Source organism: Cupriavidus pampae, assembly GCF_914271485.1.
GTDB lineage: Bacteria > Pseudomonadota > Gammaproteobacteria > Burkholderiales > Burkholderiaceae > Cupriavidus > Cupriavidus pampae.
On the sequence record NZ_CAJZAG010000001.1, the window covers coordinates 917,083 to 943,487 of the forward strand.

General features: G+C 64.5%; 20 protein-coding genes. 13 read left to right on the forward strand and 7 right to left on the reverse strand.

The window, feature by feature from the left end; genetic code table 11:
* Window positions 1-18: 18 nt before the first annotated feature.
* Both LDO41_RS04015 and LDO41_RS04020 read right to left on the reverse strand, forming a co-directional pair.
* Complete coding sequence (locus LDO41_RS04015) at window positions 19-1,245, reverse strand: S1 family peptidase (protein WP_223982148.1); 1,227 nt, start codon at window positions 1,243-1,245, stop codon at window positions 19-21.
* A 185-nt stretch (window positions 1,246-1,430) separates the two neighbouring features.
* Window positions 1,431-2,450: a Bug family tripartite tricarboxylate transporter substrate binding protein gene (locus tag LDO41_RS04020; protein WP_377740601.1), complete on the reverse strand. Its 1,020-nt coding sequence runs from the start codon at window positions 2,448-2,450 to the stop codon at window positions 1,431-1,433.
* Window positions 2,451-2,598: 148 nt separating this feature from the next.
* Between LDO41_RS04020 and LDO41_RS04025 the strand changes: the two genes are divergently transcribed.
* Window positions 2,599-4,566: a S9 family peptidase gene (locus tag LDO41_RS04025; protein ID WP_223982151.1), complete on the forward strand. Its 1,968-nt coding sequence runs from the start codon at window positions 2,599-2,601 to the stop codon at window positions 4,564-4,566.
* 28 nt (window positions 4,567-4,594) lie between these two features.
* On the opposite strand, the gene LDO41_RS04030 is transcribed toward LDO41_RS04025, so the two are convergent.
* Window positions 4,595-5,518, reverse strand: coding sequence for a LysR substrate-binding domain-containing protein (locus LDO41_RS04030; RefSeq protein WP_223982154.1), 924 nt, complete (start codon window positions 5,516-5,518; stop codon window positions 4,595-4,597).
* A 117-nt stretch (window positions 5,519-5,635) separates the two neighbouring features.
* Between LDO41_RS04030 and LDO41_RS04035 the strand changes: the two genes are divergently transcribed.
* Together LDO41_RS04035 and LDO41_RS04040 are read left to right on the forward strand one after the other, a co-directional pair.
* Window positions 5,636-6,421, forward strand: a complete 786-nt coding sequence (locus tag LDO41_RS04035) for an HpcH/HpaI aldolase family protein (protein WP_223982157.1) — start codon at window positions 5,636-5,638, stop codon at window positions 6,419-6,421.
* 35 nt (window positions 6,422-6,456) lie between these two features.
* Window positions 6,457-7,446: a Bug family tripartite tricarboxylate transporter substrate binding protein gene (locus tag LDO41_RS04040; protein ID WP_223982160.1), complete on the forward strand. Its 990-nt coding sequence runs from the start codon at window positions 6,457-6,459 to the stop codon at window positions 7,444-7,446.
* Here the strand turns inward: LDO41_RS04040 and LDO41_RS04045 are convergent.
* Window positions 7,419-8,375, reverse strand: coding sequence for a sensor histidine kinase (locus tag LDO41_RS04045; protein ID WP_223982163.1), 957 nt, complete (start codon window positions 8,373-8,375; stop codon window positions 7,419-7,421). The two genes, LDO41_RS04040 and LDO41_RS04045, sit on opposite strands and share 28 nt — an antisense overlap.
* Window positions 8,376-8,637: 262 nt before the next feature.
* On the opposite strand from LDO41_RS04045, the gene LDO41_RS04050 reads away from it, so the two are divergent.
* The 5 genes from LDO41_RS04050 (at window position 8,638) to LDO41_RS04070 (ending at window position 15,201) form a co-directional block, all read left to right on the forward strand.
* Window positions 8,638-9,312, forward strand: coding sequence for a TetR family transcriptional regulator (locus LDO41_RS04050; protein WP_223982167.1), 675 nt, complete (start codon window positions 8,638-8,640; stop codon window positions 9,310-9,312).
* Window positions 9,313-9,357: 45 nt separating this feature from the next.
* Window positions 9,358-10,245: an FAD binding domain-containing protein gene (locus LDO41_RS04055; RefSeq protein WP_223982170.1), complete on the forward strand. Its 888-nt coding sequence runs from the start codon at window positions 9,358-9,360 to the stop codon at window positions 10,243-10,245.
* A complete protein-coding gene (locus LDO41_RS04060; protein WP_223982173.1) occupies window positions 10,226-13,108 on the forward strand; it encodes a molybdopterin-dependent oxidoreductase in 2,883 nt (960 codons plus the stop codon). Before LDO41_RS04055 ends, LDO41_RS04060 begins: the two co-directional genes overlap by 20 nt.
* Window positions 13,109-13,206: 98 nt before the next feature.
* Complete coding sequence (locus tag LDO41_RS04065) at window positions 13,207-14,526, forward strand: MFS transporter (RefSeq protein WP_377740596.1); 1,320 nt, start codon at window positions 13,207-13,209, stop codon at window positions 14,524-14,526.
* A 27-nt stretch (window positions 14,527-14,553) separates the two neighbouring features.
* On the forward strand, window positions 14,554-15,201 hold the full coding sequence (locus LDO41_RS04070; protein ID WP_223982175.1) for an HAD hydrolase-like protein: 648 nt from the start codon (window positions 14,554-14,556) through the stop codon (window positions 15,199-15,201).
* A 12-nt stretch (window positions 15,202-15,213) separates the two neighbouring features.
* Here the strand turns inward: LDO41_RS04070 and LDO41_RS04075 are convergent, their stop codons facing one another.
* Window positions 15,214-16,200, reverse strand: coding sequence for a Bug family tripartite tricarboxylate transporter substrate binding protein (locus tag LDO41_RS04075; RefSeq protein WP_223982177.1), 987 nt, complete (start codon window positions 16,198-16,200; stop codon window positions 15,214-15,216).
* Window positions 16,201-16,242: 42 nt separating this feature from the next.
* A complete protein-coding gene (locus LDO41_RS04080; RefSeq protein WP_223982179.1) occupies window positions 16,243-17,286 on the reverse strand; it encodes a cyclase family protein in 1,044 nt (347 codons plus the stop codon).
* A gap of 109 nt (window positions 17,287-17,395) precedes the next feature.
* Between LDO41_RS04080 and LDO41_RS04085 the strand changes: the two genes are divergently transcribed.
* Together LDO41_RS04085 and LDO41_RS04090 are read left to right on the forward strand one after the other, a co-directional pair.
* Window positions 17,396-18,895, forward strand: coding sequence for a class I adenylate-forming enzyme family protein (locus tag LDO41_RS04085; protein ID WP_223982181.1), 1,500 nt, complete (start codon window positions 17,396-17,398; stop codon window positions 18,893-18,895).
* A 49-nt stretch (window positions 18,896-18,944) separates the two neighbouring features.
* A complete protein-coding gene (locus LDO41_RS04090; protein ID WP_223982183.1) occupies window positions 18,945-19,694 on the forward strand; it encodes an IclR family transcriptional regulator in 750 nt (249 codons plus the stop codon).
* Window positions 19,695-19,713: 19 nt separating this feature from the next.
* Here LDO41_RS04090 and LDO41_RS04095 read toward each other — a convergent pair whose 3' ends face one another.
* Complete coding sequence (locus LDO41_RS04095; RefSeq protein WP_223982185.1) at window positions 19,714-21,018, reverse strand: MFS transporter; 1,305 nt, start codon at window positions 21,016-21,018, stop codon at window positions 19,714-19,716.
* Between the two features lie 117 nt (window positions 21,019-21,135).
* Between LDO41_RS04095 and LDO41_RS04100 the strand changes: the two genes are divergently transcribed.
* The 3 genes from LDO41_RS04100 to LDO41_RS04110 all read left to right on the forward strand — a co-directional run bounded on the left by LDO41_RS04100 (window position 21,136) and on the right by LDO41_RS04110 (window position 26,395).
* On the forward strand, window positions 21,136-22,272 hold the full coding sequence (locus LDO41_RS04100) for an acyl-CoA dehydrogenase family protein (protein WP_223982187.1): 1,137 nt from the start codon (window positions 21,136-21,138) through the stop codon (window positions 22,270-22,272).
* A 359-nt stretch (window positions 22,273-22,631) separates the two neighbouring features.
* Window positions 22,632-24,209, forward strand: coding sequence for an integrase (locus tag LDO41_RS04105; RefSeq protein ID WP_223982189.1), 1,578 nt, complete (start codon window positions 22,632-22,634; stop codon window positions 24,207-24,209).
* A gap of 356 nt (window positions 24,210-24,565) precedes the next feature.
* The gene (locus tag LDO41_RS04110; RefSeq protein ID WP_223982193.1) at window positions 24,566-26,395 is read left to right on the forward strand and encodes a ShlB/FhaC/HecB family hemolysin secretion/activation protein; all 1,830 of its coding nucleotides are present in this window, start codon (window positions 24,566-24,568) and stop codon (window positions 26,393-26,395) included.
* Window positions 26,396-26,405 lie beyond the last annotated feature (10 nt).

Genomic DNA, 26,405 nt, shown 5'->3' on the forward strand with positions numbered 1-26,405 from the left:
GTTTTTTTTGGTGCCGCCTCAATCGAAGCGATGCTCCACCAGCGTCAGCGATTCGTTGCCGCGGTCGTAGCGCGCCGTGTACGACGCGTCGAAGCGCACCACGCGCTTGAGCTCGGGCGCATACCATACGGTGGCCTTATAGGGCACGGAAACGGGGCTGCCAACCGCACCTGCACCATAGAACGAGCGCAGCATCGTGCCTTCGTAGGTGATGCGCAGCGTCTGATACTCGACGCCCGCCAGGCGCATCGGCACCGTGCCATTCGCGCGGCCTTCGATCTCGGTGCGCGCGCCGCTGCCAGGCGCGTTATAGGTGAACCTCCACGTCATGCCGGGCTTCGCGTTGGGTGGCACCCAGCCGGCGGGCGGGCTCACGCCGTCGAATTCGCCACCGATCGGCGACACCAGCTTCTGCAGCTGGCCGTCGAGCGATTCCACGCGCGCGCCCTGATTGAAGATCACGCGATCGTTCTCGATGCGGTCGACCCGGTAGATCACCTCGCGCCGCACGTTGGTCAGGCGGTCCACCAGTTCGTAGCGCCAGACTTCGCCCACGCTCGGGGACGTCTTGGCAGTGGCCGTGGACGGCGCGGCGGGGCCCCCGGCGGCCGGGGCGGCGGTTGCCGTGGCCGTCGGCGTGTAGCCCGCGACCGCGCGCGTGCCACGCGAAGCGGCCGCACTGATCCAGGCCGCGGGCAGCGCGCTCGTCAGCGTATCGCCAGCGGCGCCGCGCGTGACCACGCCTACCAGCCGGCCGCTGTCGTCGAACAGGCCAGCGCCACTGGTGTTGGCAGCGGGCGCGATCGAAGCCTGGATGCGGTCGAGACCGCCGTCCGCGCCGGCGCGCATGCCGGCCACCGCGCCCTGGTTCAGCGAGACGCGGCCGTCATCGCCGGCCACGGCCGTGAACACGCGCTGCCCGAATGCGGGCGCGCCGGCCGCTACCGTCGCGGCGGGGGCATTGAAATTGGCAACCTTGAGCAGACAGATGTCGCGTTCGACGTCTGGCGCGTCGAGCGTGGCGCCATAGCTCACGTTGTCACGCTGCACGGTCACCCCGCGCGCGCCGGCCAGTACGTGGCAGGCCGTGACCAGTTGGCCCGGTCCAACCACCACAGCGGTTCCGCTCGACAGCGGCGCCCGCTGCGGACCGACCGTGTTCACCGTAAACACGCTAGGCGACACCTTCGCGAGCATCTGCGCGGCGTCGAGCGCCAGGGCCGGCGACGACGCGAACAAAAGCATGGGGGCAGCCGCGCTGGCCGCCAACCCGAATCCCGTTGACCTCATGATTCTCCCTGCGGTTTTATTGTTGGTTTTGCGTCGGGAAGGGGCGCCTGATTGTGTAAGTTCGACCCGGCAACGGCGGCGCCGATCAGCCCGACGCCGCATTGTAGCGAAACGGCAGCCGCCGGTAACCGGCCGCCCGCTTAGTCGATCTTGGCGCCCGACTGCTTGATGGTCTCTCCCCAGCGCTTCTGCTCGCTCAGGATGGTCGCGGTGAACGCCTCCGGACTCTGCCATGCCGGCTCGGCGCCTTGCTGCTCGAACTTGGCCTTGGTATCGGCATCGGCCAGCACCGTGCGCAGCGCCGCCGACAGTTTGTCGACGATGTCCTTCGGTGTGCCGGCCGGCGCGAGCACGCCGTAGAAGCCGACCACCTCGAAGCCCTTCAGGCCCGCTTCCGCCATGGTCGGCACGTCCGGCAGCGCGGGCGAGCGCGTGTGCGAGGTCACCGCCAGTGCGCGCACCTTGCCGGCCTTGATGTATTGCGTGAACAGCGGGATAGAGTCGGCCATCATCTGCGCCTGGCCGCCCATCACGTCCGTGAGCGCGGGCGCGCTGCCCTTGTACGGGATATGCACGATGAAGGTACCCGATGCCTGCTTGAACATCTCCGGCATCAGGTGCGAAATGCCGCCGTTACCGCCCGATGCGAAGTTGAGCTTGCCCGGATTGGCCTTGGCGTACGCGATGAACTCCTTGAGGTTCTTCGCGGGCACGTTGTTGTTGACCACCATGACCAGCGGAATCAGCGCGGTGCGCGCCACCGGCGCGAAGTCCTTCGGCATGCCGTAGGGCAGCTTTGGATACAGCGAGTTGTTGATCGACATCTGGCCGGTGTTGGCGATCAGCAGCGTGTAACCGTCCGGCGCCGATTTGGCGACATTGTCCGAACCGATATTGCCGGCAGCGCCCGCCTTGTAGTCGAGCACGACGGTCTGGCCGAGGATCGGCTGCAGTTTCTCGGCGAGGATGCGCGCGTGTGTGTCGACCGGACCGCCGGGCGGAAAGCCGACGACCATGCGGATCGGCTTGTCGGGCCACGCGGCCTGCGCCGTGGCGGGCATCAGCGCGCTCAATGCGGCGACGGTGCCGAGAGTCAGTGCGGAAAGGGTAGCAAGGGCCTTGCGGCGGGGCGGGTGTTGGCTGGCGCCGGACAGCGTCATGGTGTGTGCTCCTCTGAGTGTTGTCTCGCTCTATGCGGCGAGGCTGGTGGCTATTGTGACGTTTTTATGACAGCAATGCGAGCGCAGAGGCATAGATAACGGGGCTGGAGTACCCTTGCAGCTTGCCTTTCGCCTACTCGAACACCGCATGCCCAACGACCACACCCAGCTCGCTGATATTCCATTGATTCCACGCGTCGAACTGTTCGGCAACCCGGTGCGCGCCGGCGCGCGTATCAGCCCCGACGGCCGCTATCTGTCGTGGAGCGCGCCTGATGAAGGCGTGATGAACCTGTGGGTGGCCCCACGCGACAATCCCGCGCAGGCGAGGGTGCTGACCCACGATCGCGGACGCGGCGTGTACACCTGCTGGTGGTCATACGACGGGGCGCATCTGCTTTATGTGCAGGATGTCGGCGGCGACGAGAACGATCATGTCTACGCGATTTCTCCCGAGGGCGGCCCCGCGCGCGACCTCACGCCGTTCGCCGGGGTGCGCGCCTCGGTAGCCGCGTTGAGCCACCAGCCCGCCTTGCGCGGCAAGGCGCTGCTGGATATCAACCAGCGCGATGCGCGCTATCACGACCTGTATCTGGTCGATATCGCCACTGGCGAGTTGACGCTGGTGCAGGAGAACCCCGGTTACGCGGGCTTTCTGACCGACGACGATTTCCGCGTGCTGCTGGCGGTGGAGACCTTGCCCGATGGCGGCGCACGCTATCTGAAGCCGGCCGCCGACGGCTGGCAGCCGTGGCTGTCGGTGTCGGCCGAGGACGCGCGCACCACGCACGCTTCCCACGTGGACGTGACCGGCCGCACGCTGTACCTCTACGACAGCCGCGGGCGCGATACCGCGGCCCTGGTGTCGATCCCGCTGGCAGCCGAATCTGGCGACACCGCCGTGCCAACCGTGATTGCGCAGGATACGCGCGCCGATATCGGCGGCGCGCTGCTCGATGCGGTCACCTATGAGCCGCTCGCCTACAGCCTCGAGCACGAGCGGCGCGAGTTCGTCGTGCTTGCGGAAAGCCTGCGTGCCGATGTCGATCTGCTCGATCGTGAACTCGGCGGCCTCGATGGTGAATGGGGTCTGGCCAGCCGCAGCGAGGACGATCGTTACTGGATCGTCGGTGCCGCGTCGGATCGCGTGCCCGGCGCCGCTTATCTGTTCGATCGGCAGACGCGCGCGCTCGAGCGGCTTTACGTGACCCGACCCACGCTGCTCGACCACAAGCTGGCGCGTATGCAATCGACGACCATCCGCGCGCGCGATGGCCTCGACCTCGTGACCTACGTGACCATCCCGGTGCATGCCGAGGGCAGTGCCCCGCTGACCGCGCGCATGCCGATGCCGACCGTGCTGCTGGTGCACGGCGGCCCCTGGGCGCGCGACTCGTACGGCTTCAACAGCTTCGTCCAATGGCTGGCCAATCGCGGCTACGCGGTGCTGTCGGTGAACTTCCGCGGCTCCACTGGCTTCGGCAAGCGCTTCCTGTCGGCATCGGACCTCGAATGGGGCGCGAAGATGGATGACGACCTGTGCGATGCCGTCGACTGGGCCGTCGCGCAAGGCATCGCCGACGCCGCGCGCGTTGCGATCATGGGCTGGAGCTACGGCGGCTATGCCACGCTGTGGGCGATGACGCGGCACGCCGAGCGCTATGCGTGCGGCGTGGATGTGGTGGGCCCGTCGAACCTCGAGACGCTGCTGTCGAGCATTCCGCCGTACTGGGAGAGCTTCCGCGCCACGCTGTACCGCGCCGTCGGCAATCCCGATACGGCAGCAGGCAAGGCGCTGCTGAAGGAACGCTCGCCGCTGACCCACGCGGCGCGTATCGCCAAGCCGTTGCTGATCGGGCAGGGCGCCAACGACCCGCGCGTCAAGGAAGCCGAGTCGACGCAGATGATCGAGGCCATGCGGGCCAACCGCATTCCCTATACCTACGTGGTATTCCCCGACGAAGGCCACGGGTTCCATCGGCCCGCCAACTCGATCCGCTTCAACACGATCATCGAGACCTTCCTCGCCACGTATTTAGGCGGCCGCTTCGAGCCATCGCATCCGGCCGAGGTGGAGGGCAACACGGCAGTGGTGGAGGCGGTGGAGCGCTACTAGTCCGACCGCTACGCGCCGTTCCGGGCCATCACGACGGCGCCCGCACCTTGTATTGCGCGGCCGCCACCACCGCATCCTCGACGAACGGCGGCGTCATGGCGTTGCCGATCTCCTTGTGGAACGCGATCCAGAGTTCCAGCGCTGGCACGTCTTTGCCCGAAATCCTGCGGAACACCACGCCGGGCACATGTTGCGCGGCGGCCGAGGCCGGGATGACGGCAATGGCGATGCCCGCGGTGACCAGTGCCATCATCGCGTGATAGCGCGCGCCATCGTGGATGCGCAGCGGCACCACGTTGTGTTCGGCCAGCCAGCCCAGCATCAGGTCGTGCGCGTACTGACCATGCCGGCGCTCGAGCGTGGCCAGGCTCTCGCCATGCAGATCGTTGACGCGCACGCTGCGCTGCGTGGCCAGCCGGTGGCCCTCAGGCACCGCCAGCACATGCGTCTCGCGCATCAGGCGCCGTGCCTGCAACCGTGCATCGGTGATCGGTGGCCGCAGGATCGCCACATCCAGTTCATTGCGCAGCAGCGCCTGCAACATCGCCTCCGAGCTGACCTCGCGCAGCGAGTAGAGCGCGCCCGGCATGCGGGCCGAGAACCGCCGCAGCATATTGGGCACGAGTTCGATAGCCGAGATCGCGGTGAGGTCGATGGACAGATGCCCGACGTCGTCGCCGCGTCCCGCCTGCACCACCAGTTGCCGCGTGCGATGCTCGATATCGAACAGCTTCTCCGCCTGCGCGCGCAGCACGGCGCCGGCCGGCGTCAGCCGCACGCTGCGCTTGGTGCGCTCGAACAGCGGGGTGCCAAGCTGCGCCTCTAGCTGCTTGATCTGCAGGCTCAGCGGTGGCTGGGTCATGTTCAGGCGGCGCGCGGCGCGCGTGAAGCTGAGCTCGTCGGCCAGCACGAGGAACGAGGTGAGGACGCGGAATTCGAGCGAGCTGTACATATACAGGGCCTGTATAAATCTCATACAAAAGTAATATTGGAAATATAATCCAGCCGTCATGAGAATGTCTCTACCGGCCGCTCCCTCCATGAGCCGGACTACAGAACACGAGACATCATGACCATCCAGCACCCGATCGATACCCGCCTGCCGGCCATGCTGCGCAGCGGCGCACCGTTGCGTGGGATCTTCAGCGCCCTGGCCAGCCCCGCGATCGTCGAGATGTGCGGCTATGCCGGCTTCGACTTCGTGATCATCGACAACGAGCACGGCGTGGCCGACCTCGAAACCACCGAGCATATGCTGCGCGCCGCGCGGGCCAGCGGCATCGTGCCGGTGGTGCGCTGCTTTATCGAGGACATCGCACGTGTGCTCGATATGGGCGCCAGTGCCGTGCAGATTCCAATGATCGAAACCGCGGACGATGCGCGCGAGCTCGTGCAGCGCGTGCGATATCCGGGCAAGGGCCGCCGCGGCAGCGCGTTCAGCGGGCGCGCGGCCGGCTACGGCGCATTTCCGGGCGCCGCGCATACCGAGCGCAGCAATGAAGGTATTGCGCTGATCGCGATGATCGAATCGCCCGAGGGCGTGGCCAATGCCGAGGCCATCGCGGCCGTCGACGGTATCGACGCGATCTTTGTCGGCCCCAATGACCTGTCCCACGCGATGGGATTCGGCAGCGACTGGAAGCGTCCCGAGGTGGCCGATGCCATCGAGCAGGCGCTGCGCGCGATCGATCGTGCCGGCAAATGCCCGGGCGTGCTGGCGCTGACCGCCGAGGACGAGGCGCGCTACGGTGCCATGGGTGCGCGGTACTTCGCGACCGTGGCCACCAGCCTGATTACCACCGCCTTCCGCCAGGCCGCCACGGCCGGCCGCGCCTCGGGCGCGTTGCAGTACTAGCGGTCACACCATAACGAGAACATCAGGAGACGACAGTGAAGAAGTTCAGCAGCATCCTCGCCAGCGCGGGGCTGGCCGTGGGCATGGTGTGTCATGCGCCCGCGGCGAGTGCGACCCCCGCGGACCAGTGGCCATCCAAACCCATCAAGTACGTCGTGCCGTTCTCGCCGGGCGGCGTGTCGGACGCCACCGCGCGCATCGTCGCGGAAGGGTTGTCGCAACGCCTCGGCCAGCCGGTGGTGATCGACAACAAGCCCGGCGTGTCGGGCATCCTCGGCACGCAGGCGGTGGCGCGCGCGGAGCCGGACGGCTACACGATCATGGGCGGCACCATCACGACGCATGCGGTCAATCCGTTCTTCTACAAGAAGCTCGGCTACGACCCGATCAAGGATTTCATCCCGGTGAACCTGGTTGGCACGGTCAGTAATGTGCTGGTCGTCGCCAATGACAGCAAATATCAGTCGGTGGAGCAGATCGTCGCGGCGCTCAAGGCCAAGCCGGGCGGCCTGACGTTCGGCACCGCGGGGCCGGGCAGCTCGCAGCAGCTCTCGGGCCAGCTGTTCCAGAGCATCACCGGCACGCAGCTGCAACAGATCTCGTACAAGGGTGGCGCCGCCGCGATGACGGACCTGATCGGCGGGCAGATCGACCTCGTGTTCGAGACCGTGGCCGCGGCCAAGCCGATGCTCGACGGCAAGCGTGTGCGCGCGCTCGGCGTGACGTCGTCGCATGTATTGCCGAGCCTGCCCGATGTGCGGCCGCTCGCGGAGCAGGGCATCAAGGGCTTCGAAATGCAGTCATGGCAGGGGGTCTTCGCGCCGGCGGGAACTCCGCGTCCGATCGTGGACCGGCTGGGCAAGGAGATTGCCGCGGTGGTGGCATCGCCGGCGGTGCAGCAGCGGCTGCGCACGCTGGGGGTGGAGCCCGAAGGCAAGACCACCGATGCCTTCGTCGCGTTTCAGCGCGCCGAAGTGAAGAAGTGGGGCAAGGTGATTCAGGACGCCGGCGTGGTGCCGGAGTAAGCGTCGATCTCGGCGTCGATGTCAGCGTCAAGCTCGGCGCGGAGGCAGGCAGGCGTGCTTGCCTCCTGATATGGCAGCGTGACCGTGGCACGCGTGCCGCCCTCGTGCGGCAGCAGTTCGATCCGGCCTTCATGCGCGGCCACGATCGTCTTGCACACAAACAGCCCCATGCCCATGCCATGGGGCTTGGTGCTGAACAACGGCTCGAACAAACGGTTCGCCAGCTGCGGATCGATGCCATCGCCACGGTCGTCAACGTGAATCCGCAGCAGGCCTCGCGCTGCCTCCCATCCCACATCTAGTTGCCGCCGCTGCGCCGGTACACCGACCATCGCCTCCGCGCCGTTCGTCATCAGGTTGATCATGACCTGCTGCAACTGCGTGCGGTCCGCATATAGCTGCGTATCGCGCGAGTCGTCCGCGATCCGCAGCGTCACCTGCATCGACTGCAAGGTGGCGCCGATCATTGCCACCGCCTCGTGCAGGGCATCGGCAACGCTGAATCGGGTCATCTGCGGCTCCACCTGACGGGCGCTCGCGCGCAGGCCGCTTACGATCGTGCTCGCACGCGCCGCGCACGCGGTGATATGCCGCAGGGTCTCGCGGGCATTGTCGATATCGGGCACGCTGCGATCGAGCCAGCGCAGGCCGGCGCGCGCCGAGGTATCGAGCGCCGTGATCGGCTGCGCTACTTCGTGCACGATCGATGCCACCAGCTCTCCCATCGCCCGGAGCCGGTTGGCGCTCGCCAGTTCCATCATCGCCGCGCGGAGTTGCGCCTCCGCATTGCTACGCTGCGCACGCTCCAGCGACAGATGGCCGTGCAGTCGCGCGTTTTCCTCCGCAAACGCCACCAGCAACGCTTCTGTATCGAATGCCTCGAGCTTCTGGGCATGGCTCGCCCCCACCGCGTTGAGATCGTTATTCATCTTGCTGCTCTCCATTCATGTAGTGAGCGCTCCATGAACCAAACTGTAGCAGACGATTTGAAGAAAGTGCAATGACAAATTGAGACAGAACCGTATCAAGCGAAATCCAGCGGCGGCGAAAGCAAATTGAGATATAAGTCTATCTCATTGTTTTTAAATATAAATGCTCTGCTTTGTATCGTATTGTTGCTGCGTCATCCGAAGCCCTGTATCATCCGTTCATACATGTAGCGTTCCCTACATGAATGCAGACAGGAAGCCTATGACGCAGTCAGACAAGAAAGCCGTGCGTGGCACCGGCGTGCGGGAAGCCGCCGCACAGGCTGGCCGCGAGAACATTCTTCGCGCGGCGACCAAGGTGTTTGCGCGATACGGCTACGACGGCGGAAGCGTGGAGAAGATCTCGAAGCTCGCCAAGTCGCACGACCGCATGATCTATTACTACTTCGGCAGCAAGGAGAACCTGTTCATCGCGGTGCTGGAGGGGATCTACCAGCGGATGGATGAAGCCGAGGCCAAGGTCGCGCCCGATGCGTCCACGCCCGTGGCGGCGTTGAAGACCGTGATCCGATTCAAGCTCGACTATTACCGGCGCAATCCGGATTTCGTCACGCTGCTCAACACCGAGAATCTGCACAAGGGTCGGCACGTCTCCAAGTCCGGGCGGCAGGGCGAGTATTCGTCGCACGCGGTCGATATCATCGCGAAGATTCTCGCGAGCGGCGTCGAGCAGGGCCTGTTCCGGCCCGATCTCAAGGCGCGCGATGTGTTCCTGCTGATTGCCTCGGCCGCTTACTTCTACACCTCCAATCGCTATACGTTATCGGCGTTCCTCGGCGAGGAGCTCGACACACCCGAGGCCGTGCAGAACTGGGAAGCGTTCGTGACCGACTCCGTGCTTCGCACCGTGCGCGCGGATGCGCGGCCTGCTATCTAGGCAGGCCTGGTTGGAGAAGCAGGGCATTTTCGGTAGCATGCCGCGATGACTTATTTTCGTGCCACGACCTGCGACGAAGCGCTCGCCAGGCTTGCAGAACGCAACCCACATGATGGGCGCCATCGACGCATCGTCTGTGGCGCGACGGATTGCTTCGCCGAGGCGGCGCTGGTGCCGGCGGCTTTCGACTGGGTGGATATCAGCCGGATCGAGGCACTGCGACGCATCGCGCGCGATGGCCGGACGGTCAGGATCGGCGCTGCGGCCAGTTGGGAAGATATTCTTGCCACGTCGTGGTTGCCGGCTTCGCTGCGGCAGGCCGCGCAAGGCGTAGGGTCGCGGCAGATCCGCGTGCAGGGCACGCTGGGCGGCAACCTTTGCCATGCGTCGCCGGTGGCGGATGGCATGCCGCCGTTGCTGGCGCTCGATGCGCAGGTGGAGTTGGCCAGCGCGCGTGGGGGGCGTCGCCTGCCGTTGCTCGCATTCGTAACCGGACCGCGCGACATTGCGCTGCATCCGGACGAACTGCTGGTGGCGATCGAGTTCGCTTTGCCACGCGACGACGCCCGCACCGCGTTTATCAAATGCACGAACCGCGACGGTTCGGCATTGGCGGTGGTGTCCGCCGCGGTCCATGTGCGCGTGGGCGACAACAGTCGTATTGCCGAGATCGCCGTGGTCGTTGGTGGTGCGTCGCCGGTGGCACGGCGCATGCATGCGATCGAGGCGGCGCTGATGGGGCGGCCCATCGATGCGTTGGCTGCGATCGTTGGTAGCGTCGAGAGCGTTGCAAGCGCGCCGCTGCCAGAGCTGGCGCCGATCGACGATGGGCGTGGCACCGCCGCGCATCGCACTGCGCTGGTGCGCGTGGCCATTGCCCGTGCACTGACATCCTGCCTGGAGGAGTCCCACCATGGCGCATCTTTCGTTTGACGATCCGCTGGTAGCGGAGATCGGAGCAACGGCGCCTACGGTGTCCAGATTGCCCGAGCCGGTTACGTCGGCCCATTGGGTGGAGATCAACGGTACCCAACATCCGCTGCCTGACGACCTTTCGCGCCGCGCGCTCGACTTCCTGCGTTCGGACCTGCGCCTGTTCGGCACCAAGGAAGGCTGCCGCCAGGGCGATTGCGGCAGCTGCACGGTACTTGTCGATGGCGAGCCACGTTATGCGTGTCTGATTCCGGCGGGCCAGCTCATCGGCCGTAGCGTCGTCACCGTGGAAGGCCTGGCCACCGGCACGCAATGCGGCAGCCGCCTGCAATCGGCATTGCTTGCGCATCAAGCCGTGCAGTGCGGATTCTGCACGCCCGGCATGCTGACCACTGCGGCCGCCGCCATCGACGCAGGCCGCGTGACTGATCGCGCCACCGCGCGGGCCGCGATCGATGGGGTCTTGTGCCGTTGTACCGGTTACCAGAAGATCATCGACGCCGTGGCCGAGGTCGGCTGCGGCGGCGCGGCCCGGCCGTGCACGCGCCAGACGCCCGGCAGCCATGCGGTGGGCGTGCCGCTGACGCGGCTGGACGGCCCCGAGAAGGTCGATGGTTCGCAATGCTTCGGCGCCGACGGCTATCCGGTGGGCAGTCTCGTCGTGCGTGCGGTCCGCAGTCCGTATCATCGCGCGCGCTTTACGCTTGGCGACGCTGCCGCGGTGCAGACGTTTGTCGCGCGCCATCCCGGTGTGTATCGCGTGCTCACGCATGCCGATGTGCCGGGCATCAACCTGCACGGCGTGGCCGGGCCCTATGCGGACCAACCGGTATTGCCCCGCGATGAGGCGCGCCACTTTCTCGAGGCGGTGGCGCTGGTCGTCGGTGAACGCGATGCGATGGAAGGGCTCGACCTGAGCGAGCGCGGCGATTTTCCGGTGACATGGCAACCGCTGACGCCGGTATTGACGGTGCCCGAGGCGACGCGCGACGACAGTCCGCAATTGCACGCCGAACGGCCCGGCAACCTGCTGATTCAAGGCTTCGTGCGCCGTGGCGATACCACCGACGCGCTGAAGCACGCGACACACGTGGTCAGCGCGACGTTCGAATCGAGCTTTGTTGAACACGCGTACCTCGAACCGGAAGCAGGCTGGGCGCGCCGTGTAGCGGGTCCAGGCGACATGGGCGGCAATATGGGCGGCGATATGATCGAGGTCCACTCATCGACGCAGGCTCCGCATCCGCATCGTGGTGATCTGGCGCGCATCCTTGGCGTGGTGCCCGAGCGCGTGCGCGTGGTGGCGACGGCGGTTGGCGGTGGCTTTGGCGGCAAGCTCGATATGACCGTCCAACCGTTGCTTGCGTTGGCCGCATGGCATGTCGACCGGCCCGTCGCGATGGCGCTTACGCGCGAGGAGTCGATGGCCACCTCGACCAAGCGTCATCCGGGCCGCATGGTTTCCACGATGGGCGCCGATGCCGACGGCAAGCTGTGTGCGGTGGACTTCGAAGCCGACTTCAATACGGGCGCGTTCGCGTCGTGGGGCACCGCGGTGGCGAACCGCGTGCCCGTGCATGCGGGCGGGCCTTACGTGCTGCCGCATTACCGCGCGCGCACCCGCGCGATCCACACGCACGTTACGCCGGCCGGCGCGTTTCGCGGCTTTGGCGTGCCGCAGACGACGATGTCGCAGGAGCAATTGATCGACGAGCTGGCGCGGCGCGCGGGCTTCGATCCGCTCGAATTCCGTGCGCACAACGCGTTGCGGCCCGGCGACTGCATTCCCACCGGGCAGGTGCTCGACGACAGCGTCGGCCTGCTGGCTTGCCTCGATGCGCTGCGGCCAGCGTGGAAGGCAGCGCAGGCGCGTGTGGCCACGCTCAATGCGGCAGCGCCCGCGCATCTGCGCCACGGCGTCGGCATTGCCGCGTTCTTCTACGGTTGCGGCAACACCGCGCTGCCGAACCCGTCGACGGTGCGCTTCGGCGTGCGGCCTGATGGCACCGTGGTGCTGCATCAGGGCGCCGTCGACGCCGGGCAGGGCGCGAACACGGTCATTCCGCAGATTGCGGCCGATGCGCTGGGCGTGCCGGTGGCCGCTTTGCATTTTGTTGGACCGGATACGCATCTGACACCCGATTGCGGTCGCACTTCGGCCTCGCGGCAGACGTTTATCACCGGTCGCGCCGCATACCTCGCAGGTACCGCACTGCGGGCGCGGTTGCTCGCATTGGCGGGCGCGGAAGGCGATGCGGTGATCAGCAAGGGGGCGCACGGCGTTGCCGTCAACGGCCGCACGCTCGACCTCAGCACGCTGCCGGTGGACGAGCATGGTTATGCCGTTGCGGCCGAGGAAAGTTTCGATCCGCCGATCACCGTGCTCGATGACGAAGGGCAGGGCAGCCCGTATGCGACGTATGCATTCGGCGCGCAATTCGCGGAAGTGGTCGTGGACTGCGACACCGGCCGCGTGCGCGTGAAGAAGGTCGTGGCCGCGCATGACGTTGGCCGCATGGTCAATCCGACGCTGCTTGCAGGGCAGGTTGAAGGCGCGGTGGCGCAAGGGGTGGGGCTGGCGCTGATGGAGAAATATCATCCCGGCGGTGGCAACAACCTGCACGACTATCTGATTCCGACCGTGCACGACATGCCCGAGGTGCAGGCGATCTTTATCGAAGCGCCGACGGCGCTGGGGCCTTATGGCGCGAAGGGCATCGGCGAACCGGCCCTGGTGCCGACCGCCGCGGCGATTCTCAATGCGTTGCGCGATGCCATCGGCGTGCGGGTGTACGAGGCGCCGGCCACGCCCGATGTGGTGCGTCGCGCGCTGGCGGGGCGCACCGTCGGATACCCCGGGTAACTCCCTCACGCTCTCGCGCTCAATTTTTAATTATTGAACGTTCAGTCCATAACGACTACCATGCGGGTCGGCAATCGAAGCCACAACAGCGAGGAACTGTGACGACAACGCGGGTGGATGAAAACGCCGTCAAGGGGAGCACGGCATTGGGCTGGTACAAGGAACTTGACCAGAAGGGGCGGCGCGCGTTCACCGCCTCGTTCGCGGGCTGGGCGACCGACGCGTTCGACTTTATGATCTTCAGCTTCGTGCTTGCGACGCTGATTCATCTGTGGGATCTCGATCGCGGCCAGGCCGGCTTGCTCGGCACCATCACGCTGCTGTTCTCGTCGATCGGTGGCTGGGTTGCCGGCATTCTGGCGGATCGCTATGGGCGTGTGATCGTGCTGCAAGGCACGATCCTGTGGTTCTCGGTGTGCACGCTGGCCATCGGCTTCGCGCAGAACTTCGAGCAGGTCTTCGTGCTGCGCGCGCTGCAGGGGCTTGGCTTTGGTGGCGAGTGGGCGGTCGGCGCCGTGCTGATCGGCGAGATCGTCCCCGCGAAGCATCGTGGCAAGGCCGTGGGGCTGGTGCAGAGCGGCTGGGCGATCGGCTGGGGTGTTGCGGCGATCCTCTATAGCCTCGCGTTCTCGTTCTTACCCGAAGCGATTGCATGGCGCTGCCTGTTCTGGGTCGGCATCCTGCCCGCGCTGCTCGTGTTGTATGTGCGCCGTTATGTCACTGAGCCCGAGGTGGCAGTGAAGGCCGCGCGCGCGCGGGCGGGCGAGCGTGGGCGTGCCGGCGGGGCACAGTCGATATGGGTCATTTTTTCACCGCCGTTGTTGCGACGGACGCTGTTCGGTGCGCTGCTGTGCACCGGCATTCAAGGCGGCTATTACGCGATGGCCACGTGGCTGCCGGCTTACCTCAAGCTCGAGCGCCAGCTCTCGGTGCTCGACACCAGCGGCTATCTGCTCGTGATCATCGGCGGGTCGCTGTGCGGATATATCGTCGGCGCCTTTCTGGTGGACTTTTGGGGCCGCCGGCGCAACTTCGTGTTCTTCGCGGCGCTATGTATGGTGTCGGTGTGGGTGTACCTGAGCCTGCCGCTGTCGAATGCGCAGATGTTGTGGCTGGGCTTTCCGCTGGGTTTTTCGTCATGTGGCATTTTCAGCGGGCTGGGGGCGTACCTCAGCGAGTTGTACCCGTCCACCTGCCGCGCGAACGGGCAGAGCTTCACTTACAATTTCGGACGCGGTATCGGCGCACTGTTCCCAGGCCTCGTTGGCATGCTGAGCCATTCCACCTCCCTCGCCACGGCCATCGCGATCTTCGCCGGTGCCGCCTACGGCGTGGTGTTCGTCATGGTGCTGCTGCTACCGGAAACCAAGGGCATGGCGCTCGACGCGCAAGCCTCACCGGGGCAACCCGGGCACTAGCGATCCCCTTCAAGGAGCGATGTATCCATGTCTGTCCGCCTTGCGATCTTCGACTTCGACGGCACGCTCGCCGATACCTATCCCCTGTTCGCGGAAGTTCTCAACGGGCTTGCCCGCAAGCACGGCTTCCGTGAGGTAGCGGAAGCCGAACGGCCACGCCTGCGCCGGCTGAGCGCGCAGGACGTTCTGCGCGAGCTGCAATTGCCGCTATGGAAGGTGCCCGCCGTGCTGGCCGACTTCCGCGCCATCATGCAGTCGCGTATCGGCGAGGTGCGATTGTTCCCGGGTATCGATGAGGTCCTGCACCAGATGCTGGACGCGCGCGTGGACGTGGCCGTCACCACCTCCAACTCGAGCGCCAATGTGCAGGCCGTGCTGGGCGCGGCGCTGATGCAGCGCCTCACGGCAGTCGAGTGCGGCGTCGCCCTGTTCGGCAAAGCCCACCGCCTGCGCCGCGTGGTCAAGACCACGCAGGTCGCGAAGGACCAGATCATCTACATCGGCGACGAAATCCGCGACGCCGTAGCAGCAGCCCGCGCCGGCGTCTCGTTCGGCGCGGTAGCGTGGGGCTACACCGACCTCGACGCACTCCTGTCATCGAGCCCACGCAAGGTGTTCAGGCATTCAGCGGATATGCTGACGCTCAGTGTGGGTGAGGGCGCTGCTCGCGCCTGATCTGTCGCTCTCTCATTCGACGCGCGCTCCGGAGGCTTTCACCACGCCTTCCCATCGCTTGTACTCGGACTGGATAAAGGCCCCATATTGCGCGGCGGAGCCGCCGAGGGCGTCGACGCCTTGTTCGGCGAGGACTTTACGTACACCTGGGTTTTTCAGTACGGCATTGATGGCACCGTTCAGCTTTTCTACCACAGGAGGCGGCGTGTTCGCGGGGGCGACGATGCCTTGCCAGGCGGTGGAAGCGAAGTTCGTTGACATCGCTTCCGCGAGCGTGGGTACGTCCGGCAGCGTCGCGGTGCGGCTGTGCGACGTGACCGCCAGCGCCTTGAGGCGTCCGTCGCGGATATAAGGCAGCGCGGTGTTCAACGTCGTCATCATGAACTGCGTCTGGCCGGCAAGGAAGTCGACCAGCGCTGGTGCGGTGCCTTTGTAGGGCACATGCGTGGCCTTGAGCTGGAACTCGGAGGTGAACTGCGCCGACGTGAGATGCTCGATGGCTCCGGTCCCTGACGAACCATAGTTGAATTGACCTGGCTGGCTTTTGATCAATTGCACGAGCTCTTTCGGCGTGCGCGCGGAGACCTTCGGATTGGTCATCAGCACCAGCGGCATCTCCGCGGTGAGGGCCACCGGCGCGAAATCCTTGAGCGGATCGAAGCCCACGCGCGCATAGACCCACGGCGCGATCGTGATCGACGACGTGTTGTAGAGCAGCGTATAACCATCGGCCGGCGCCTTGGCCACGGCCTCGCTTGCGATATTGCCGCCCGCGCCCGGACGGTTCTCGACCACGATCGATTGTCCGAGCTTCTCGCCGAGGGCCTGACCGATGACGCGTGCCACGATATCGGTGGGCCCACCGGGCGGAAATCCTACGATCATGCGAATGGGCTTGTTGGGGTAGTCGCCTGGCTGTGCTGCCGCCTGCTGAGGCAGCAACATCGCGGCCGCGCAGGCGGCCGCCGCCAGGCAAGCGCGAATGGCTTGCTGGTGCATGGTTGTCTCCGTGTTTTTTGTTGTAGTCGTACGCGCTGACGCTTATACGGTCGCAACCGGTGTCACCGGCGAGCCGACCGCGCCCGGCAGGTAAAGCGGCGGTGCCGTCAGCAGACACGCATGCCGGTCATGCGCCTGCATCCACTCCGCCAGTTCCGCCAGCCACCATAGCTCCGCCAGCGGCACGCCGAGTTTGAACAGGCAGTGCTGATGCAAGGGGAGCGCGGGGCGCTGACCCAGCGTCCTCTCCAGCGCCGGCAACCCCTCCACGGCGTAGTTGTCGGCGCACAGCGCGGCAACCTGACTATCGGAGATCCACTGCAGCAACGCGTCATCGCGTCCATCGAGCACGGCCGCCGTGCGCGCCAGTACGTCGCCGTCAGGATTGCGGTTCATGCCAACCAGCACTTCGGTAAAGCCCGTGCGGAACAACAGCATGTCGCCGGGCGTTACCTCGATGCGGTCCCGGTCGAGCACGCGCATGAGGTTGTCGTAGCCGACGTAGTGACGCTCGAGCCCGAAATGCTTCTTCAGGTCGATCATGACCGCGCGGCCCTGGATGGCCTTCCGTGCCATGTTGGCCACGCCAAGCGCATGCGCGCCGTACGGGCCATCGACATCGACATCGCCCTCGGGCCGGTAATCGCGTGGCCCCACCACATGCTCGTTGGCGCGGTAGCCGTTGTAATAGACCTTTTGCCGGACGCCATTGTCTTCCACGTCAAAGAACGCACCGACGTGAGCGAACGAATCCCATTGCGTGGAGTACTGCAGCGCAAGCGTGACCTGATCGTCGCTGAGCACGTCCGTATTGCGCGCGTCGAGTCGCGCCAGCGGAAAGTTCAGGCACGGGCATCCATCCTGCAGCGTCGGCGAGACGCGCGGTGGATGCCGGCGTGGATTGAGCACGGCGCCGCCGGGAAAATCGAGCGGCATGCTGAGGCAGAACGACAGCCCCTCCTTGACCTCCGCAATGCCCGCTTTCACTTTCTCGGACGTCAGCAGGTTGAGCCGACCCAGTTGATCGTCTTCTCCAAAGTCTCCCCACGTCGAGCCCTCAGGCCGGCGCTTCCAGCGTGTTGCCATGGAACTGTCCCCTTTGTTGTGTGTTGTCTGCCGCTTCCGAATTCTAGTCTCACACCTTACAATGTCAACCGGCTGATTAAACATTCAATATACTGAAACTGGAGACGTCATGATTTCTCGCCTGCTGCACATCGCCCACACCCATGCCGACGCGCCATTCCTGCTCTACGAAGACCAGCGCTGGTCGTTCGCCGCAGTGGCGGACGTGGCGTTGCGTGGCGCTACGTGGATGGAGCAACTGGGTGTGCAACGCGGCGATCATGTGATGGTGGCGATCGGCAACCGTCCCTTGTTCCTGTTCACGTGGTTCGCATTGCTGGCACGCGGTGCGGTGGCGGTGCCGGTAAGCCACGAGTCGTTCGGCGATCCGCTGCGCTATATCGCGCAACAGAGCGAATCTCGTTTCCTGTTTTGCGAGCAATCCGAACAGACGCACTTCGCCGCCGAGCTGCGGGATAGCCATATCGACGTGTGCGCCTTCGCCGATGAGACGGCCTATCTGCATGCGGTGGAGCACTGCGCGCGCGCCACGCCGATCGACGTGGAAGACAACACGCCGGCCGCCATTCTCTACACGTCGGGGACCACGGGGCTGCCAAAAGGCGTGGTCATTCCCAACCGGTCGTATCTGGCGGCCGGCGAGAAGGTGACGCAGGCCATCGGCATCACCCGCGACGATCGCATCCTGACCTTCCTGCCGCTACACCATGCCAATCCGCAGATGTATTCGGTGATGTCCGCACTGACCGTGGGCTGCAGTGTGGCAATCGTGCCCAAGTTCTCGGCATCGAAGTTCCTGCGGCAGGCCGAGCATTTCCAGGCCACTGGCTTCACGTATGTGGGTACAGTGCTCAGTATTCTGGCCAAGGAGTGGTCGGCGCCGGTGCAAAGCACCTTGCGCTGGTGCGTGGGCGGGGGCGCGCCGCGCGCGGTATGGGAACGGCTCGATGGCCTGCTGCCGGTGCAGGTGCACGAGTTGTACGGCATGACGGAGACCGGCGGCCTGGTCACCATCAACGCGAAGGAGCGCTACCGTTTTGGCTCGGTCGGCACGGCGCGCGACGATTTCGACGTGGTAGTGCTGGGTCAAGGCGATCGCATTTTGCCGCCTGGGCAAATCGGAGAAATTGCGGTGCGACCGCGAGAGCCGTACGTGATGACCACCGGATACTTCCGCAAACCGGAGGAAACGCTGGGCGCCATGGACAACCTGTGGTTCCACACCGGGGACCTCGGCCGCTTCGACGACGACGGTTATCTGTACTTCGAAGGCCGCAAGAAAGAGCTGATCCGTCGGGGCGGCGAAATGATCTCGCCGGTGGAGATCGAGTTGGCCGCGCTCAAGTTCGCGCACATTGCCGATTGCGCGGCGGTAGGCGTGGCTGACGACATCCTCGAGGAGGAGGTCAAGCTCGTGATCGTGCAGCGCGACGGCTTTGATGCCGGTGCGCTCATGACCTATCTGCGTGGTGCACTGCCGCGCCATATGGTTCCGCGCTACCTCGAGTTCGTGGTGGAGATTCCCAAGACACCCACGCAGAAAGTGCAACGTTTCCGCTTGCCCAAGAACTCCGCCGTCACCGTCGACGTGCGGGTGGCGGGGCATTGATTGTCGATCCGCTATCATTCCGCCATCCGCTACTTCAACCCGCACGCTTATGACCGTACCCGCCGCTGGCCGCACCCTGGACATCATCGAAATCTTCGCGCGCGAGCGTCGCCCGATGTCGGTATCCGTGCTGGCCAAGGCGACAGGCATGCCGCTGTCGAGCTGCCATGGGCTGGTGAAGACGCTCGAGGCGCGCGGCTACCTGATGGAAAGCAAGACTCAGGGCGGGTATTACATGACGCGCCTGCTCGGGCATCTGGCAAGTGCGATCGAAGAGTTCGATCCGTTGCCGGACTGGGTGGTGCCGCAACTCGCGGAGATGCGCGATAAATGCGAAGAGACCGTGGTGCTCGCGAAACTCACCGGCGATCACGCCACCTATGTGGAGGTGCTCGAGAGCGAGCAGAGCATTCGTTTTATCGTGCGCGTGGGCGACAGTCGCCCGCTCTATGCCAGCGCGGTGGGCAAGGCGCTGCTCGGAACGATGACGCCGGACGAGCGTGAGGCATTGCTCGCCGGGGTCAAGTTCGTCAAGCGTGGCAAGAAGTCGATCACCACGCGTGCGGGGCTATTGAAGGATCTGGAAGACAGCCAATCACGGGGCTGGTACATGAGCCAGGGCGAATACTTCGACGATGTGAGCGCGGTGGCCGATGCGATGCGCATTGGCAAGGAGTATTACGCGGTGGCCATCGCCGGACCGTCTTCGCGTATCGAGCCCGTGCTGGATCGCTACGCGAAGATGGTCACTGCCTTCACGCGGAACTGGCGCTCCGCATTCGAGGCGCGCAGCGCCTGAGCGAAGGCACGATACTGGCTTATTCGGCGGACGCCGGCACAGCCTCGCGCTTGGTTTGGCTGTCCGTTGGGCTATCCGCACTTCCACTGTCCGTGCCGCCAATATCCTTACCGCGTGTTTCCGGCAGCAACGTCGCCGCGATCAGGACCAGCACATAGGCACCCCCAGCAAACGCGCCAATGGCGCCCGCGAGGCCGATTCGTTCGCTGAGGTGTCCGACCAGCGTCGGAAACAGCGCGCCGACCGCGCGTCCAAAGCTGTAGGCGAAGCCTTGTCCGTTGGCACGCACGGACGCCGGAAACAGCTCGGTCAGGAACGATCCCAGACCGCTGTAGATGCCCGACGCCGCAAATCCGAGCGGAAAGCCAAGCAGCAGCATCTGGCTGTTGCTGATGTCGTACTGGCTATAGAACCAGACCGAGATGCCGGACAGCACGGTGAACACATAGAGGTTGGCGCGGCGGCCCCACCAGTCGGTCAGATAGGCGCCGACGATATAGCCCGTGAACGAGCCGACGATGACCACCATCAGATAGCCGCCGGTATCGAGCACGGACAGGTGATACTTCGTGCGAAGGAACGTCGGCAGCCAGATCGTGATCGCATAGTAGCCGCCTTGCACGCCAGTGCAGAGCAACGACGTGAGCAGCGTGATCCGCAGCAGCTGCGGCGAGAAAATACGCGTGAACGGTATGCGCTCGCCACGCGCGGCCGCCGCTGCGCGCGCATTCGCGGAAACCTGCGGCTCGGGCACGTTCTTGCGGATATAAAACACGAGCAGGGCGGGCAGGATACCGATCCAGAACAGGATGCGCCACGCGAGTTCCTCGGGGACAAACGAGTAGAGCACCGTATAGGCGATCGCGGAGATACCCCAGCCCACCGCCCAGGCGCTCTGTACGGTACCGACGGCCTTGCCACGGTGCTCGCCTCGCACGATCTCGCCCATCAGCACGGAGCCCACGGCCCATTCGCCGCCGAAGCCCAACCCCTGTAGTGCGCGCAGCACGAAGGCCTGCTCGAAGTTCTGGGCGAAACCCAGCATCAACGTGCACACCGAGAACCACAGGATGGTCCACTGCATCACGCGTACGCGGCCGTAGCGGTCGGCAAGAATCCCAGCCATCCAGCCGCCCACGGCCGACACCAGCAACGTGACGGTGCCCAGCATCCCTGCCTGTGTGCGATCGATATGCCAGATCGACATCAAGGTGCCGAGCACGAACGTGAACATCATGAAGTCCACGCCGTCCAGCGCCCAGCCGCCGAATGCTGCGATAAACGTGCGGCGTTCGTCCTTTCTCAGTTCTCTGTACCACTTCATGGTGTCGTCTCCGGATTGATTTTCTTATAGGTGAATGCTTGGACGGATTCTACGACCGGCTCGTATAATGTCAACCAGCAGAATATATATTCAACTGGTTGAATTATGGAGGCGATGATGGTGGCAAGACTCTGGCAGGACATGGTGGAGACGACGTTCATCGATGAGTTGCGTACGCTGGTGCGTGCGCATATCGAGCCCAACGCGGCGGCGATCGACGCCAACGATGTGTATCCGGTCGATGAGATCCGCCGGCTGGCGCGCGCCGGCTACAACCATATCTTCCTGCCGAAGGCCTATGGCGGCCGCGGCAGCTATCGTCACGCGTTGGCAGTATTCGAGGAAGCCTCGTACGCCAGTGCGGCAGTGGGCATCAGTCTGATCACGATCCTGCAGGCGCAGACCATTCTCTATCTGTTCGGCTCGGACTCGCTGAAGCGGCGTTACCTGCCAAAGTTCGCCGACGGACTGATCTCGGCCTATGCGCTGACGGAGGCCAATCACGGCAGCGACATTCGCTCGCTCGACACCAAGGCGAAGCGGGTAGGCGACGAATGGGTGCTGAACGGCGAGAAGTCGTTTATCACCTCGGGGTCGGCCGCGGAGTTCTTCATCATCCTTGCGGAGACCGACACGGGGGTGTCGGCGTTTGCGCTGCCCGGTGATACCAAGGGGCTATCGACGTATGTCGGCGAGAACTCGGCCACATTCGGCCTGCGCAACGGCCCACACGTGAATCTCGTGCTCGACGATGTGCGGCTTCCGCTCGATCATCTGATCGGCATCGAAGGAAAGGGCGTTCGTGCCGCTGTCACCACGCTCAATTACTCGCGGACGATGGCGGCGGGCATCAGCCTGGGCATCGCCCGCGCCGCGTTCGACAAGTCGCTCGCGCACGCGCGGCAGCGCAAGGTGTTCGACAGCACGGTGTTCGAGAAGCAGGGCATCCAGTGGTACTTCGCAGACATGCTCACGCGCATCGATGCGGCAAGACTGCTGACGTATCGCGCTGCCGATGCGCTGGACACACAGGGAGAGGCCGACGTGCCACGCCTGTCGAGCGAAGCCAAGCTCATGGCAGCCGCGCTGGCCACCGAAGTCGCCGGCACGGCCATCCAGATCTGCGGCGCGTATGGCGTCATGGAAAACTCGCCATATGGCCGCTACCTGCGCGACGCGAAAGCCTACGAGATCGCCGGCGGCGCGTCGGAAATCCTGCGCAACACAATCGGCAAGGCGTTGATGGGCTATTGAACCGTAGGAGGGCGAGCCGAAGTTCAAGGCGTTGAGGCACTGCGCAATTGATCTACAGCAACCAAGCACCTTTTCAGCCAAACTCCGGGCACTACTTTCCGTAGAATCCCGTTGCCGCGCCTCTGGCGGCGCGCCGTCCCGCTTCACTGCCGGATGTGCCGCCCAGAGGCGATTTTGTTTTTAGGAGAATGCGGCGATGCTTGGACTACGGCGCGCAAGAACAAAAGAAAAGGCCCCGCGCTAGCGGGGCCTTCAATAGATGGGGGCTTAAGCCGGTTGGATCGTGCAGCGTTGCTGCCCTTTCCGCGCAGGTCGCGCCCCGCGTAGGAGGTGTACCAACCACGGTTGGTCGAACCCAAATGCTATTCGGCATGCACACAATTGTCAATCCTTTTGAACGAGCCGCGGTGGCCCGCTTGCTGGAATTCCTTTCCGACCAAAGGCCGTGGTGCCGGTCGCTTTGGGGCATCGGGGTTGTACTGGCAATGGATGAACTCTATGAGGCCTGCGTCGCAATGCGCCAAGGCCATCTCAGCGAAGGCTCGGTCAGACGAATGGCATCGTCACTGCAGAGGCGCGTTGGTGCGCATCCGGCGTTCACTGATGCCGAAAAGGCATTCCTGCGCCAACAAGTGCAACAGGTGCCGAGGGTCGATGGAGCGACTCATTTCGGAATCAGGGAGTTGTCGGCGCGCGTGTCAGCGGACTATCTCGCTAGATGGAGCATTGCGGTTTCTGAAGGCCGCTTCACTGTTGAGCATTTTGCGCGGAGTGTTGCTGCATATCTCCTCGATGCTGGCTTTGCGGGGCAGTTTCTGCACGACTTTATCAAGTCCCGCGTGAATGCATTGCAGCCCATCACGCTGCCTCGGCTATGCGACGAGATTCAAGCCGAGATGTTGAATTGCCCGCGGCGTGAGTTTGAAGTGTTGCTTGCTTTTGCAAGTATGCCGGCGCTGCCAAATGGGCTTCCATCGTCGTGGCTGCGCCCGGCAGAAGTTATCGCTTGGTTGAGGGAGCAGAACTTTGAAGTCGCGGGCGTGCGAGCGTCCGCCGGTATGGTGCTGAAGGTACAGGCGCGCGACGTATTCGGTGCCGCAAGAGCAGCCAGAAACGAGTCCGATCGCTATTCGGCTCGGGCGCTCATAGCCACAGGTGACGCCCTGAGGCGCGTGCCGCTGCTTTGGGTGAAAGGTAGCAGAACTGCCATGCCAATGAAGGAGGATTCACGAGGTGTAGGAGTAAAAGAGTTGTTCCGAGAGGATCGCGTGTTCTCCACGGACGTGAGTCATGGCGTAGATGCCGCACTCGAGTTGCTCGCCCATTTGGAGGGTAGCTCACCGCCCGCTGCGATCGCCGGCGGCTGGGCTGCAATCGAAGGTTTGCTGGCTGATCCGAGTGATCGTGCCACCGCTGCTGACAATCTAGCCTCGTTGGTGACCTGCTCATTTCCTCGGGCAGAACTCACAACGCTTTCGTATCGCGCACAAGCCGCGCATCCTCAGATCTGCGCCGCGCTCGATGCGCAGCCGATAAATCGGGAGCGTGCACGCATTCTGGCGAACTTGATTATCAGTGGCCGCCTCCCGGAGATGCCCGCAGCAACCGATCAGGCGGCCGTAATGCGTCTGAGAAAACTTTTTGCCAACCCCGGATCACAACTACAGACGATCAGAGATGCTATTGGCGAAGCGTTCCATCGCCTCTACCGCCAGCGAAACCTGATTCTCCATGGTGGGCGTCTCGACAGCGTGGCACTGTCAGCAAGCCTTCGTACTTCGGCCAAACTGGCAGGCGCAGGAATGGATCGAATTACGCATGGCCACTATGTCCAGAACTTGCGGCCCCTCGAACTGGTCGCCAAGGCGAACCTCGCATTGGCACTGGTTAATCGTGACGCGCCACTGGCGTGCCTCGATATGCTCGAGATGAACTAAAAAAGGACCCGCTGAGTCCCCATTCACTACCTCGGCCACATCCGGTCTACCTCTGCGGAACAGGCTGCCACCCGTTGCGGCTCGGCGCCCATTTCACTTGTCGCACCAAATACGCGGGGCAATATCGCAACTACGCTAATGCCGCAACACCGTCTTTCCCCGGTTCGACGGTGTTGTTGCGAGCCACCCACGTTCTCTCGTGGCACGCATTTTTTCCGTTCAAACGCATTCTGCGGGTCACAAAGGTCTTGCTATATTCGCGACCGAATCGAGAGTAGACGCGCGTGCCCATAGCGGGACGTAAAAAAACAGGCACAACAAGCGCGCGCTCCAACGGGAAAACGGGAAAAATCGGAATGCAATCAGCAACTTCGCTGCCGGGAGGCAGCGTTGCTGGCGCTCGCCTGCGCCACGGGTCTGTACGTCCAAAACACGCCGCCGATCAGGCCGCCACGCTCGTCGCGCTGGCGGTGCTGGCGCTCTGCCATGGCAATGCCATCGCGCAGGCCAATCCGGCCGCAGCGTTCGATCGGCAGAATCAGATTATCGAGAGTCAGCAGCGTGACCGCCTGCGCGAAGATCAGGAGCGCGCGTTGCGCGCGTTGCCGCCCCCAGGTGGCACGGACCTCAATACCGTCAAGCCGCAGGTGCAGGTGCCCGATATCGGCGTGGCCTGCCGCGATATCCGCACGATCGAGATCACTGGCGACACGCAGCGCGTGCCCGATTTCCTGCGCGCCGATATCACACGCGATTTCGCTGGCCGCTGCCTCGCCGCCACCGATATCGAAGCCATCCTCGCGCAGCTGACCAAAAGCTTTATCGATCGCGGCTATATCACCACGCGTGCCTATTTGCCAGCGCAGGACCTGCGCACCGGCAAGCTCGTGATTACCGTAGTGGAAGGCCGCATCGAACGGTACGAGATCGAAAACGGACCGGCCGGCGGCAAGAAGGGCTCGATCTGGCCGAGTGGCGCGTTCCCCGGCAATCCTGGCGACGCGCTGAATCTGCGCGATCTGGAGCAGGGCATCGATCAGCTCAATCTGCTGAGCTCCAACAACGCCCGGCTGGACCTGCGCCCGGGCAGTACGCCGGGCCAGAGCGTCGTGGCGGTGCAGAACGACGCATCGTTCCCGGTGCATCTGTTCGGTTCGTACGACAACCTTGGCACCGATGCCACCGGCCGCAACGCCGCGTCGGCCACGGTCACGCTGGACAGTCTGCTGGGCCTGAACGAACTGTTCGCGGTGACACGCCGGCAGTCGGTGTTCCCGGCCAATGGCGGCCACAAGTCCGACTCCACGGCCGTGCACGCCCAGCTGCCATTCGGCTACAACACCTTTACGGTCGACTACAGCCAGAGCAACTACACGAACACGCTGGGTCTGCCGAGCGGTCTTGCGCTCAAGGCCACCGGCAAGATGGATACGTGGAGCCTGGGCGCCGATCGCGTGGTGTTCCGCAACCAGACCAGCCGCGTCGCGTTCTCCGCGCGGCTGACCACGCAGCAGAGCAAGAACTGGCTCGGCGGTGAATTCCTGCAGGTCAGCAGCCGCACGCTGACGTTCCTCGATGTGGGCGTCAACGCGTTCACGCAGGTCTACGGCGGCATCTTCAACGGCCGTCTGGCGATGGTGCAGGGCCTGAACCTGCTCGGTTCGCTGCACGATCCCTCCGATCTGCCGCGCGACCTGCCGCACGCGCAGTTCAACAAGTTCACGCTGGACCTCGGCTACAACCGCCGCTTCGAACTCGCGGGCACACCGCTGACCTTCTCCACGCAGTTGAGCGGGCAGGCCGCCAACGACACGCTGTACGGCACGCAGCAGATCCTGATTGGCGGCCCGTCGTCCGTGCGCGGCTTCCAGAACTACACGCTGGCCGGCGACAACGGCTACTTCGTGCGTAACGAGCTGGGCCTGCCATGGCAGGTCTCCACGGCGATGTTGGGTAACCCGACGGGCACGCTGGCCGGACGCGTCTACGCAGGTTTCGACTGGGGCAATGTCACCAACCGCGCGGCCGGTGTGCCGTCGGGTTCGCTGTCGGGCGCCACGCTAGGCATCGGTCTGTTCTGGAAGACCGTGGCCATCGACGCCTTTGCCGCGCGCGCGGTACGCGCGCCGTCCTCCCAATTTCGCGAAGGCACGCTGTTCAGCCTGCGACTGTCCGCATCGATCTGAGGTCACCCGC

Excerpts from the sequence above, each read along its gene's own strand:
- LDO41_RS04030 (WP_223982154.1), bottom strand. The coding sequence starts at position 5,518 with ATGTACAGCTCGCTCGAATTCCGCGTCCTCACCTCGTTCCTCGTGCTG.
- LDO41_RS04050 (WP_223982167.1), top strand. The coding sequence starts at position 8,638 with ATGACGCAGTCAGACAAGAAAGCCGTGCGTGGCACCGGCGTGCGGGAA.
- LDO41_RS04080 (WP_223982179.1), bottom strand. The coding sequence starts at position 17,286 with ATGGCAACACGCTGGAAGCGCCGGCCTGAGGGCTCGACGTGGGGAGAC.
- LDO41_RS04075 (WP_223982177.1), bottom strand. The coding sequence starts at position 16,200 with ATGCACCAGCAAGCCATTCGCGCTTGCCTGGCGGCGGCCGCCTGCGCG.
- LDO41_RS04020 (WP_377740601.1), bottom strand. The coding sequence starts at position 2,450 with ATGACGCTGTCCGGCGCCAGCCAACACCCGCCCCGCCGCAAGGCCCTT.
- LDO41_RS04055 (WP_223982170.1), top strand. The coding sequence starts at position 9,358 with ATGACTTATTTTCGTGCCACGACCTGCGACGAAGCGCTCGCCAGGCTT.
- LDO41_RS04015 (WP_223982148.1), bottom strand. The coding sequence starts at position 1,245 with ATGCTTTTGTTCGCGTCGTCGCCGGCCCTGGCGCTCGACGCCGCGCAG.
- LDO41_RS04085 (WP_223982181.1), top strand. The coding sequence starts at position 17,396 with ATGATTTCTCGCCTGCTGCACATCGCCCACACCCATGCCGACGCGCCA.
- LDO41_RS04105 (WP_223982189.1), top strand. The coding sequence starts at position 22,632 with ATGCTATTCGGCATGCACACAATTGTCAATCCTTTTGAACGAGCCGCG.
- LDO41_RS04100 (WP_223982187.1), top strand. The coding sequence starts at position 21,136 with ATGGTGGCAAGACTCTGGCAGGACATGGTGGAGACGACGTTCATCGAT.
- LDO41_RS04090 (WP_223982183.1), top strand. The coding sequence starts at position 18,945 with ATGACCGTACCCGCCGCTGGCCGCACCCTGGACATCATCGAAATCTTC.
- LDO41_RS04035 (WP_223982157.1), top strand. The coding sequence starts at position 5,636 with ATGACCATCCAGCACCCGATCGATACCCGCCTGCCGGCCATGCTGCGC.
- LDO41_RS04095 (WP_223982185.1), bottom strand. The coding sequence starts at position 21,018 with ATGAAGTGGTACAGAGAACTGAGAAAGGACGAACGCCGCACGTTTATC.
- LDO41_RS04070 (WP_223982175.1), top strand. The coding sequence starts at position 14,554 with ATGTCTGTCCGCCTTGCGATCTTCGACTTCGACGGCACGCTCGCCGAT.
- LDO41_RS04025 (WP_223982151.1), top strand. The coding sequence starts at position 2,599 with ATGCCCAACGACCACACCCAGCTCGCTGATATTCCATTGATTCCACGC.
- LDO41_RS04045 (WP_223982163.1), bottom strand. The coding sequence starts at position 8,375 with ATGAATAACGATCTCAACGCGGTGGGGGCGAGCCATGCCCAGAAGCTC.
- LDO41_RS04110 (WP_223982193.1), top strand. The coding sequence starts at position 24,566 with ATGCAATCAGCAACTTCGCTGCCGGGAGGCAGCGTTGCTGGCGCTCGC.
- LDO41_RS04060 (WP_223982173.1), top strand. The coding sequence starts at position 10,226 with ATGGCGCATCTTTCGTTTGACGATCCGCTGGTAGCGGAGATCGGAGCA.